The sequence below is a fragment of the Eubacterium pyruvativorans genome, from assembly GCF_900102225.1.
Classification (GTDB): Bacteria; Bacillota; Clostridia; order Peptostreptococcales; family Anaerovoracaceae; genus Aminicella; species Aminicella pyruvativorans.
The window spans coordinates 13417-25241 of the sequence record NZ_FNBF01000002.1; the positions used below are offsets into that span (position 1 = coordinate 13417).

Sequence of the window (11825 nt, forward strand, 5' to 3'; positions counted from 1 at the left end):
GCCATTTCATACTAAAATAAGTAGAGAGGGATGTCAATATATGATAGAATCATTAGGTGATGATTAAGAAAGTTGCGTGATACAGGGATATTGGAATACAATTCCTTTTCCTTTGACAGTAAAGTAAAGCAGGTGCAGCGATGAAAACGAAAATGAAGACAGAACGTATTCTTCTTGGATTGTTCACTCCCCTTGCGCTGCTGGGGGTGATTTATTTCCTCCCGTGGGCAGATCTGGGCGGCCGGTACTGGACGCTCCCGGTATTTCTTCGTGCCGTGCGGGATGCGGGAGGACTGGATCAGTTCTACGCCGGTCTCTTCCATATGTCTCCTGCGAAAGTGAACACGGATCAGGGGTATGCTTCTCTGGTTCCCGGTTATTATATGATGTATCTGACGGTGGGGATTCTGGCCGGGTATTTCATCCGGATCATTCCGGCGCTGCTGGGAAAGTCGGTGCGGGGACTCACCCACCTGCTGGTGGGAGCAGGCATTCTGATGATGGTGGTGAGTGTGTCGTTTCAGGGGTATCAGCCCTGGTTCGGCTTCTTCCTGGCCATGTTCATCGTCCTGGCGGATACCATGCTCTGGATGTACATGAGAAATCGCCGGGCATTGAAACAGCAGAAGGACGATCTGGACCGGAAAGAAGCGGAGCGGCGTTCGGAAGTGCGCCGGCGCACCGCCATGCCGGGGCGGTATGACCGGGAGTTTTATCGTATCATATGGAAGAATTTCCGCTATAACCGGAGAAGTTTCCGTCTGTTTCTGACCGCCGGCACCATGATCGCCTCCCTGTTCTACAGCATTTTCGGCGTGCTGGCTCTGAACCGGGTGGACCGGAAGGCGGGGGCGGCATATGACGAGTATTACAGTGCTGTCACCGGGGAGTCCTTTCAGCGGATTCTGCCGGTTCTGGCGCTGTTCTCCCTGGTTGTGATGACACTGATTCTGACCCATTATATCCGCACCAGGATGTCCAACTACAGCGTATTCGTTTCGCTGGGGGTACGGATGTCCACCCTGCGCAGGGTGATCGGCATGGAGATTCTCTTCCTGATCCTCCTGACTCTGGTGCTGGGATGGGCCGGTGGGAGTCTCCTTCTGGTACTGATCCAGCGGTGTCTGCTGAACCGGTCCCGGACGGTGCTGCTGTCCCCGGGGCTTGCCGGAGCCTTAGCGCTGGCCATGGGCGTGTTCCTGCTGTTTCTGCTCATCGCCGGGCTGATTAACTACCATCTGCTTCAGTATCGGAACATCATGGATCTGACGCCATCCCGGGCACCGGACAGGATTCCCCGCCGCTTCCGGAGAACGGGCCTGGCCGCCGGCGTCCTGCTGCTTCTCCTTTCGGTCCTGATGTTCGGGTCCAGTCAGTATGAGGAGTCCGTCGTTTCGGCGATCGTGATGATACTGGGAACGGGACTTGTCGTATGGTTTGGCGGAGCGCTGCTTCTGGGCCGGGCCGGGAGAAGAAGCAGACAAAGAAAATCCGCAGGCGTTCTGGTGTCCATGCCCTGGCGGTACCGGTTCCGGACGTCTGCAGGATTCCTTTTCCTGCTCATCACACTGAATACACTGATTTTTACTACCTGGCTTCCCCGGGTCTGCGCCGACCGGGCGGCAGGCCCGGTATCCGGACTCTTCCCGTATGATTTTGTCTACATGGCCCATTCTGACGAGGCAGCCCGGCTGGAGGCGGCATTGAACCGGGAGCAGGATGTTACCGTGCGCTCGGTGCCGGCCCTGCGGATCACCACGCCCCAGGGTGCACCCTGGAAGTGGGAATACGGATTCACCAATTACTATATGACGGTGATCTGGCCCCAGGGACAGCACATGCTGATTCCGGCATCTGCCTACCGGAAACTGGGGGGACACAGAAACGGAGAAGTGGACCGGCTCCGGGGAGAGCAGGTTCACATCGTGTTCCAGCAGGACATCACAGAGCCCGGGCACCCGCTGGAATGGTACCTGACCTGCAGGAACCGGTTCCGCATCGGTCAGCCTCTGGAGGAGTACGATTTCTATAACCGGGATCAGATTTTCCGCTCCCACGAAGCCCCGTCCGCAGAGCGGGCCGTGCTGACCGGCGCCTTCCAGAACGGACGGCAGGAGAATCTGGTGGTCATGGAAGACGGGATGTTCCGGAAACTGGAAGCGGGGAAGAACGGGAAGGAGGGACCGACCCGGATCTTCCTGATACAGACAAGGGGAAAGGCTGCCCGCCTCCGGGTGAACCGATCCCTGGAGAAACTGGCGGCGGTTTCCCACCGGCGGGACAGCAAGTGGGACAGTTCCATCCGCCGGTACTACAGCCGGAGCGAGGAGATCCGCCGGGCCGGCGCCGTCCGGGCCTTCCGGACCACCTCGGATCTGGCCCTTCTGGGAGGACTGATGATCGCAGCCTGCTTCACGTTTTTCCTGAAGTATGGACTGGAAGAGCAGGAACTCCGTCAGCAGTTCCGCCTGCTCCGGGATCTGGGCGCCAGCCGGAAATTCTGCCGGAATCTGCTGGGACGCCGGATGAACCGCCAGGCACTGGGCAGTATGTTCTCCGGCGCGGCCCTGGGCGTGCCGTACCTGCTGGTGATGATCCGGATCCGGCGGATCACGGGAACGGATTTCAGCCGGTTCCTGCGGACTCTGGGTGCCGGCACTCTGGCGGTCACCGCAATCTATGTTGTCATCACTGTGCTGATCCGAAGGTATTACCTTCGCCGCATTATCGGGAGAGAGTGAGGAATTTGAATGAGCGAAACATCGAAAATCATCGAGATTCGTGATCTGAAAAAAGAATACAACGAAGCATCCGGCTCGATTCTCCGGGGGCTGTCCTTCGACGTCAACCCCGGGGATTTCATTGCGGTGATGGGACGGTCGGGCTGCGGGAAGACCACCTTCCTGAAGATCCTGGGACTGGTATTGAAGAAATCTTCCGGCACGTATCTGTTCCGGGACAGAAACATTGACGACCTCTGGGAGTCGGAGATTGCAGACATCCGCCGGCGGGAGATGGGGTTCGTTTACCAGAATTATAACCTGATGCAGAGCCTTACAGCCCGGGAGAATATCGAGCTTCCTGCTGTGCTGGACAAAACCCCGCAGGACAAGCGTTCGGCTCGATGCATGTCTCTGATGGAGGAATTCGGCATCGCCCATCTGGCGGAGAAGTATCCGTACGAAATGTCCGGCGGCGAACAGCAGCGGGTCGGAATATGCCGGGCCCTGATCAATGACCCGGACCTGATTCTGGCGGATGAGCCGACCGGCAATCTGGATTCGGTCATGGGGGAAACGGTGATCAGAGCTTTCCAGCGAATGAACCGGGAGATGGGGAAAGCGGTCATTATCGTCACCCACGATCCGAAAATCGCCGCCCGGTGCCGGAAAACCGTTCACATGAAGGACGGGGTCTTCACGGATCCGGAGCAGCCTCATCCACCGGCTGCCGGACAGGCGTCGGAATGATAACAATGAAAATGAAGAGGAAATCATGAAGTATGAAAATATTGTGCGGGGAACGTTCATAGACCGGCCGAACCGCTTCGTTGCCCATGTGGAGACCTCAGGCCGGCCGGAAACCGTTCATGTGAAGAACACCGGCCGCTGCCGGGAGCTGCTGCTGCCCGGGGCGGAGGTGTTCCTGAACCGGTCGGACAATCCGAAGCGGAAGACCGCCTACGACCTGGTGGCGGTCACCAAACCGGGCCTGGGTCTGGTGAACATCGACAGCCAGGCGCCGAACCATGTGACGGCGGAGTGGCTGGAAACCCTGGGCTTTGATGAAATTCATCCCGAATACACCTGGGGCAGTTCCCGCATTGATTTCTATCTCCGGCGGGGCGGAGAAGAATATCTGGTGGAAGTGAAAGGCTGTACGCTGGAAAGGGATGGCGTGGGATATTTCCCGGATGCGCCTACTGCCCGGGGGGTGAAACATCTCCATGAACTGACGAAAGCCGCCGGAACCGGAATCCGCTCCGCAATCTGCTTCGTGATCGCCATGCCCCGGGTCACCCGGGTCCTGCCGAACCGGGAAACCGACCCCGCCTTCGGGGCGGCGCTGGACGAGGCAGAGCGGGCCGGCGTTACCGTCTTCCTTCTGCCCTGCATCCTCCGTCCGGAGGAGCTGCTTCCGGATTTCCGGAAGGCGGACCAATTGAACCGGCAGGCGCTGGCGGGATGGAGCGTGTATTAGCTGTACGCATTATATGCATTAATGACGCATATACGAAAAAAAGAAATCATTTGGAACGTACCAGGTTACGTATGATCCTCTTTCTTCCCGATTGAACAAATAAACTTTTATCAATTAGTGGGGAATATTGGCCTGTTTTTTCCTTTTATCCCGCCTGTATCAATTTTACGAAAGGCGGATACAGCGGATGTGATGATGTACTTCAGATTCAGTTTCACTCCTTGAAACCCACACGAAAAAATCCCTCACAATCGGTGATTGTTTTGATACAGTTTTTGAGCATTTTTTCGTTACCTCTCTTTCCTACGGGTTATCTTTTTCTTCCTATTTATTGTACCACAATTCGTTCCTACGGACAACAATATTTTCCGCCGTGTTGGAAAATAATTCTTTTATTTTTTCCTGTGCAGTGGTAAAATGCAAGGACAAAGGAGGGATTTTCATGACAATCGGCGACATCATTTATGACTTCCGAAAAACAAACAAAATCTCACTCGTTACATTCTCGAAGAAGTGCGGACTATCTAAATCGTATATTTCCGCACTGGAACACGGCAACGTTACAGGAAGGAAAGGAGTTATTAAACCTTCCATGGAAGCGTACCGCAAACTTGCTAATGCCATGTATATTCCACTCGAACAATTGCTCGACATGGTTGACGAATTAGACACTAATTCGGTCGAGATTGAGTGGACAGCAGAAGAACGTGAAGTGCTGGAATCAGTTAAGCGTTATCTGCTTTGGAAACGTGAGCATTAGAAAACAATTCACATTTAATGGCACTCGATATTCAGTAACAGGAAAAACAGAATCCGAAGTTGAACGCAAGATTCAGAGCAAGAAGCAGGCGTTAGAACGTGAGAACGAACCAACCGTTTCACAATGGGTTGATACTTTTCTCGACGTTTACAAAGTCAATGTTTCGGATAAAACACGCTATGATTATTCACTCGTTCTGAATCACGTCAGGTCAGACCGCAAACTATCTGACGTAAAGCCGATAGACCTTCAGAAAATGTTTAACCTGCACAAGGATAAATCTAAATCTTTCATTCACAAGTTAAAAATACTAACTCATGAACTGTTTGAAACCGCCAGAAGCAATGGTTACATTAAAAATAACCCAATGGACGCTGTGAACGTGCCAAAGGGCTACACCAATCATCGCCGTGCGCTCACTGAGGAAGAACGGCGGAATGTTATGGAACTATGCAAAACGGACAAGCGCAGGAACTTCATTCTATTGATGCTCCAGTGTGGGCTAAGACCGTCAGAAACAACTTATATTCAAGGGAAAGACATAAACAAGTCTGAACGACTACTCCACGTTCGGGGAACCAAAACGGAAGCAGCAGACCGGTTCATTCCTATACCAGAGCCTCTGTTCTCCATGATTAAGGACTATTCCGGTGACAGATATGTTATCTGCACAAAACCGCTAATATCCTCCCTTGAATCCTATTGGAAATGGTTCAAGCGTGCCTATGAGAAACGGTTCGGTAAATGCGAATTTACTCCCTACTGTTTCAGGCACACTTACATTACGGATTTATGCTCCGCAGGTGTTCCGCTTGCCGAAGCAAGGTTCCTTGCGGGGCATTCAGACATCGCCATGACTGCTGAGATATACACCCACCAGTCAGAGCGAGCATTAAGTAACGCTAAACAACTGATTGATAACTTTAACCAGAAATTGAGTGAGTAAAAATGAGCAAATTTACTCACCCAACCGTCCGCTTTTTCGTGAAACATTTGTAAAACAAAACCCCTGCAACGAGTGATTGCAAGGGCTTGAGAAAATGCGCCATGCGCGACTCGAACGCGCAACCTACTGATTCGTAGTCAGGCACTCTATCCAATTGAGCTAATGGCGCATGCGGTATAATTACCGTACTTGATTAGTATAGGGCTGCTTCCGGGTTTTGTCAATAGAAAAAACTTGGATTGCCCCGATTCGTCCGGCTGTAATATAATAAAGGCCCGATGGAGAGGGAAGGGAAGGAGCGTTCATGTTTATGTTTTATGCCCCGGCGGTTCTGCTGTCGCCGATGACGATTCTGCTGATGGCGGCGCTGATTCCGCCGTTCATTCTGCTGGTGAAGGTGTACCGGATGGACACCATCGAAAAGGAACCGAAGGGACTGATCTTCCGGCTGGTGCTGGCCGGAGCGCTGACGGTGATACCGGCGGGGTTCCTGGAGGGGATCGGCATCGGCAGTGTTCTGACCCCGCTGGTGGGAAAAGAAAATATCTATCTGTATAATTTTCTGCAGTATTTTCTGGTTGTGGGAATCGCAGAAGAGGGTGTGAAACATTTCGCTCTGCGAAAAATCACATGGTGCTCCCCGGAATTCAACTACCGGTTCGATGCAGTGGTTTATGCTGTTTCGGTGTCGCTGGGATTCGCTGCGGCAGAGAATATTTCCTATGTGTTCAGCTACGGGCTTTCCGTTGCGCTGGTCCGGGCGGTGACGTCCATACCCGGCCACGCCATTTTCGGGATTTATATGGGCTACTACTACGGCATGGCCCGGTGGGCCCGGAACCGGGGGGACCGGGCAGCCGGAAGTCACTACATGCGCATGAGCATGATCGTCCCGGTGCTGCTTCACGGTGCGTACGATTTCTGTGCATCTTCCCGGAACAGCGTTCTGGCCCTGTGTTTCTATATTTATATTATTCTGCTGGATATCGCCGCCTTCCGGGAAGTGAAGAAACTGTCCCGGGAGGACACCTATATCGATTGACAGTCCGGTAACCCCGGTTATGCGAACCAGCTTCGCATCGTCTGGATTTCTGCCGCATATCCCGCATCGTCATTTGGCGTTTCAAGGATGAACGGCAGTCCCTGCAGCGCCGGGTGGAGGGCGATCCGGCGCATGGCTTCCATCCCGATTTCCCCCTGTCCCAGTTTCTGATGCCGGTCCTTCCGGGATCCCCGGGGGTTCATGCTGTCGTTGAAGTGAACGGCTTTCAGCCGGTCGAGACCGATCACCCGGTGGAATTCTTCCAGCACGCCGTCCGGGTCCCCTGCAATATCATAACCGGCATCCCAGACGTGGCAGGTGTCCAGGCAGACGCCCAGCTTCTCCTGCAGCTCCACCTGATCGATGATCTCCCGGAGCTCCTGAAAGCTGCGGCCCACTTCGGTGCCCTTGCCGGCCATGGTTTCCAGCAGAACCGTGGTGGTCTGGTCCGGCCGGAGCACCAGGTTCAGCGCCTCCGCGATCTGCCGGATTCCGGTCTCCGCCCCCTGGCCCGTGTGGCTGCCCGGATGGAAATTGTAATAACTGTGGGGTGTCATTTCCATGCGGACCAGGTCGTCCCGGATCATCTCCAGGCCGAATTTCCGGACATCCTCCTTCGCAGAGCAGAGATTCATCGTATACGGCGCATGGGCCACCAGCGTTCCGAAGGAATGCTCCGCCGTCAGCTTACGGAGCGCCGCCGCATCCTTCGGATCGATGTCCTTCGCTCTGCCGCCCCGGGGATTCCGGGTAAAGAACGCGAAGGTATCCTCTCCCAGTTTCAGCGCATGCCGTCCCATGGCCTCATATCCTTTCCCGCTGGAAAGGTGACTTCCTGCAAAAATCATGTTTCTGTCCTCCTTCATCCTGATCGCAACCCATTGTATCCGCCGGGGCGGGGACTGTCAATCGTGTCCGGCGGCCGGGAAGTCCCGGGGAATTTTTTGTCCTTGGACAAAGACTGAAAAAGTGAGCGTCCGGCAGAACGGCAGGATTGGCACCGGGCGGGAAGAAGCATTGATGTAATTTTCTGAATCTACGGAACCATTGAAAAACAGCGGTCTGCGGGGGGCGTGAGTATTCTGTAAAGTTGTGGATACAATGTTGACTTGACCCATGGAAGAGAGTAAGATATAGGCGTGGTATACAAGATTTACTAACAGCGGCACGTTCCCGGAAGGGGCGGAAGTCTGCCTTTTTTCGTGTGACGGCGAAGCGCGGTTATTAAATCAGGTTATAATTTGAAAGGAGTGCTTATTATGGCTAACAAGCATGTAGCTGACACCAGACAGCTCAAGACCATGGATGGTAACATGGCCGCTGCGCACGTAGCATATGCGTTCACAGAGGTCGCTGCCATCTACCCGATCACTCCATCTTCTCCGATGGCTGAGAATATGGACGAATGGGTTTCTGAAGGAAGAAAGAACATCTTCGGCGAGCCGGTGAAGATCGTCGAGATGGAGTCCGAAGCAGGCGCAGCAGGCGCTGTTCACGGTTCCATTTCCACTGGTTCCCTGACATCCACGTTCACGGCTTCCCAGGGTCTGCTGCTGATGGTACCGAACATGTTCAAGATTGCTGCAGAGCAGGTTCCTGCAGTATTCCATGTATCCGCTCGTGCGATTTCCACTCACGCGCTGTCCATCTTCGGTGATCATTCCGACGTTATGGCAACACGTCAGACAGGATTCGCTATGCTGGCTTCCAACAGCGTTCAGCAGGTAATGGACCTGTCCGCTGTTGCACACCTGGCAACGATTGCGGGTCATCTGCCGATGCTGAACTTCTTCGATGGTTTCAGAACATCCCACGAGTACCAGAAGATTCATTACTGGGATTATGAAACACTGAAGGAAATGGTTGACTGGGATGCGCTGAAGGCATTCAAGGATCATGCGCTGAACCCGAACCACCCGCACACAATTGGTTCTGCTGAGCAGCCGGAAGCGTTCTTCCAGCACAGCGAAGCGGCGAACACGAACTATGCGGAAACACCGGACATCGTTAACAAGTACATGGAAATGATTAACGAGAAGATCGGTACCGATTATAAGCCGTTCAACTACTATGGCGCTCCGGATGCAGAGAAGGTCATCGTCGCTATGGGTTCTGTCTGCGACGCAGCAGAGGAACTGATCGACCACCTGACAGCGAAGGGCGAGAAGGTTGGTCTGGTGGAAGTTCACCTGTACAGACCGTTCTCCCAGAAGTACCTCCTGAACGTAATTCCGGAAACAGTGAAGGAAATCGCTGTTCTGGACAGAACGAAGGAGCCGGGTTCCACAGGCGAACCGCTGTACCTGGATGTTGTTGCTGCTCTGAACGGAACGAAGTTCGGCAATGTTGAAATAATCCGCGGCCGTTACGGTCTGGGTTCCAAGGACGTTCAGCCGGGCGACATCCTCGCAGTATACGAGAACATGGGCGCAGCAGACGAGAAGAAGGAATTCACGCTGTCCATCAACGACGATGTCACACATCTGTCCCTGACACCGAGCCACTATCCGAACACAGCTCCGGAAGGCACAGTTGCCTGCAAGTTCTGGGGTTTGGGTTCCGACGGTACGGTTGGTGCGAACAAGAACAGTGTCAAGATCATCGGTGACCACACAGATAAGAAGGTACAGGCTTACTTCCAGTATGACTCCAAGAAGTCCGGTGGTGTTACCATTTCCCACCTGCGCTTCGGTGATTCCCCGATTAAGTCCACTTACTACGTTAAGCAGGCGAACTTCGTAGCATGCCACAACAGCGCATACCTGGCGAAGTACAACATGGTTGAGGACGTTGTTCCGGGCGGAAACTTCTTGCTGAACTGCACATGGAGCGATGATGAGCTGGAAGAGCATCTGCCGGGCAAGGTGAAGAGATACATTGCGAAGAACAACATCAACTTCTACACTTGTGATGCTGTTTCTATCGCGAAGGAAATCGGCCTGGGTGCCAGAAGAACGAACTCCGTTCTGCAGGCGGCATTCTTCAAGATTGCGAACATCATTCCAATCGATGATGCTGAGAAGTACATGAAGGATGCAATCAAGAAGACATACGGCCGCAAGGGTGAGAAGATCGTCAACATGAACTGCGCAGCGGTAGATGCCGGTATTGCGAAGGTTCACAAGGTTGAGGTTCCGGCTTCCTGGGCGGATGCTGTAGACGATACAGAAGCAGTCAAGCTGGTTGGCCGCGATCAGGAAATGACAGACTTCCTGAACGACGTCATGGTACCGATGGGCGCTATGGACGGCGACAGCATTCCGGTTTCCGCATTCCTGAAGCAGCAGGACGGCAGCATCCCGGCTGGTACAGCTGCTTACGAGAAGCGTGGTATTGCGACAGATATTCCGGTATGGAATGCAGAGAAGTGCGTACAGTGCAACCGCTGCTCCTATGTCTGCCCGCATGCGGTTATCAGACCGTTCGCGATGACAGAAGCTGAGGCGGAAGGCGTTGACGGCGTGAAGAAGATGACCGGCAAGGGCGTCGAAGATCTGAAGTTCACCATCGCTGTATCCGCTATGGACTGCACAGGCTGCGGTTCCTGCGCTCAGGTCTGCCCGGTGAAGACCATCACAATGACACCGGTAGACGACGAGCTGGTTGCGACAACACAGGCGAAGTTCGACAAGCTGTTCAAGGAAGTGACACCGAAGGAGCTGCCGTTCAAGGTGGATTCCGTGAAGGGTTCCCAGTTCAAGCAGCCGCTGCTGGAGTTCAACGGTGCTTGCCCGGGCTGCGGAGAATCTCCGTATGCTAAGCTGGTTACACAGCTGTTCGGTGACAGAATGTACATTGCGAACGCGACAGGATGCTCCTCCATCTGGGGTAACTCCGCTCCGTCCACACCGTACACAGTAAACGAAAAGGGTCAGGGCCCGGCATGGGGCAACTCCCTGTTCGAGGATAACGCTGAGTTTGGTATGGGTATGGCTGTATCCGTACAGACCAGACGTGAAGAAGTGAAGTCTGCTGCAGAGAGACTGGGCACACCGGAAGCAAAGGCTTGGGTTGAAGCGTTCGACGATGCTGAGGCTTCCAAGACAACCGGTGAGGCATTGGCTGCTGCTGTTGCCGGCCAGGACAACGCAGATGCGAAGTTCATCGCTGACAATGCAGACATGCTGAGAAAGCCGTCCATGTGGATCTTCGGCGGTGACGGCTGGTCCTATGATATCGGTTACGGCGGACTGGACCACGTACTGGCTTCCGGTATGAACGTCAATGTCCTCGTATTCGATACAGAGGTTTACTCCAACACAGGCGGACAGTCCTCCAAGTCCACTCCGATGGGTGCGGTTGCACAGTTCGCAGCATCCGGTAAGGCACTGAAGAAGAAGGATATGGCTTCCATCTTCATGCAGTATGGTTACGTATACGTAGCACAGGTTGCTATGGGTGCGGATCCGGAGCAGACAGTGAAGGCGATCAAGGAAGCGGAAGCTTACAACGGACCGTCCATCATCATCGCTTACTCACCGTGCATCAACCACGGCATCAAGAAGGGTATGGCGAAGGCTCAGGAAGAAATGAAGGATGCTGTTGAGTGCGGTTACTGGAACCTGCTGAGATACAACCCGGACAAGGCTGCTGCAGGTGAGAACCCGCTGCACGTTGATTCCAAGGCTGCTTCCAAGAGCTACAGAGACTACATCATGGGAGAAGTACGTTACAACTCCCTGACTCTGAAGTTCCCGGAGAGAGCGGAAGCTCTGTTCGAACAGGCAGAGAAGGATGCTCTGGCTCGTTACGACCGTCTGAAGCACACGGAGGAAAACTTCGGAAAGTAATCTCCTCAGGAGAAACTAACCGAGGGCCAAGGATAATTTGACCGAAATACCCGGTAAGAGTTGAAAGAGTCTGACGACTGTAGTAAA

8 protein-coding genes and 1 tRNA gene are annotated in these 11825 nt (G+C 53.8%); 7 read left to right on the forward strand and 2 right to left on the reverse strand.

Annotated features, from left to right (window positions below; genetic code table 11):
- Positions 1 to 140 precede the first annotated feature (140 nt).
- The 5 genes from BLQ24_RS00975 (at position 141) to BLQ24_RS00995 (ending at position 5906) form a co-directional block, all read left to right on the forward strand.
- On the forward strand, positions 141 to 2741 hold the full coding sequence (locus BLQ24_RS00975; protein WP_090161749.1) for an FtsX-like permease family protein: 2601 nt from the start codon (positions 141 to 143) through the stop codon (positions 2739 to 2741).
- A gap of 9 nt (positions 2742 to 2750) precedes the next feature.
- A complete protein-coding gene (locus BLQ24_RS00980) occupies positions 2751 to 3470 on the forward strand; it encodes an ABC transporter ATP-binding protein (protein WP_090161751.1) in 720 nt (239 codons plus the stop codon).
- Positions 3471 to 3495: 25 nt separating this feature from the next.
- Positions 3496 to 4200 carry a DNA/RNA nuclease SfsA gene (gene sfsA / locus BLQ24_RS00985; protein WP_090161752.1) on the forward strand — a complete coding sequence of 235 codons (705 nt, stop codon included), beginning with the start codon at positions 3496 to 3498 and terminating at the stop codon, positions 4198 to 4200.
- A gap of 442 nt (positions 4201 to 4642) precedes the next feature.
- Positions 4643 to 4960: a helix-turn-helix domain-containing protein gene (locus BLQ24_RS00990; RefSeq protein ID WP_090161754.1), complete on the forward strand. Its 318-nt coding sequence runs from the start codon at positions 4643 to 4645 to the stop codon at positions 4958 to 4960.
- Complete coding sequence (locus tag BLQ24_RS00995) at positions 4950 to 5906, forward strand: tyrosine-type recombinase/integrase (RefSeq protein WP_090161756.1); 957 nt, start codon at positions 4950 to 4952, stop codon at positions 5904 to 5906. Before BLQ24_RS00990 ends, BLQ24_RS00995 begins: the two co-directional genes overlap by 11 nt.
- Before the next feature lie 95 nt (positions 5907 to 6001).
- Here the strand turns inward: BLQ24_RS00995 and BLQ24_RS01000 are convergent.
- Positions 6002 to 6075, reverse strand: a tRNA-Arg gene (locus BLQ24_RS01000).
- Positions 6076 to 6210: 135 nt separating this feature from the next.
- On the opposite strand from BLQ24_RS01000, the gene BLQ24_RS01005 reads away from it, so the two are divergent.
- The gene (locus BLQ24_RS01005) at positions 6211 to 6948 is read left to right on the forward strand and encodes a PrsW family glutamic-type intramembrane protease (RefSeq protein WP_090161758.1); all 738 of its coding nucleotides are present in this window, start codon (positions 6211 to 6213) and stop codon (positions 6946 to 6948) included.
- A 17-nt stretch (positions 6949 to 6965) separates the two neighbouring features.
- Here BLQ24_RS01005 and BLQ24_RS01010 read toward each other — a convergent pair whose 3' ends face one another.
- Entirely contained in the window at positions 6966 to 7796 is an 831-nt protein-coding gene (locus tag BLQ24_RS01010) for a deoxyribonuclease IV (RefSeq protein WP_090161760.1), read from the reverse strand.
- 411 nt (positions 7797 to 8207) lie between these two features.
- Between BLQ24_RS01010 and nifJ the strand changes: the two genes are divergently transcribed.
- Positions 8208 to 11738, forward strand: a complete 3531-nt coding sequence (gene nifJ, locus BLQ24_RS01020; RefSeq protein ID WP_242869541.1) for a pyruvate:ferredoxin (flavodoxin) oxidoreductase — start codon at positions 8208 to 8210, stop codon at positions 11736 to 11738.
- The last annotated feature ends 87 nt before the right edge of the window (positions 11739 to 11825 follow it).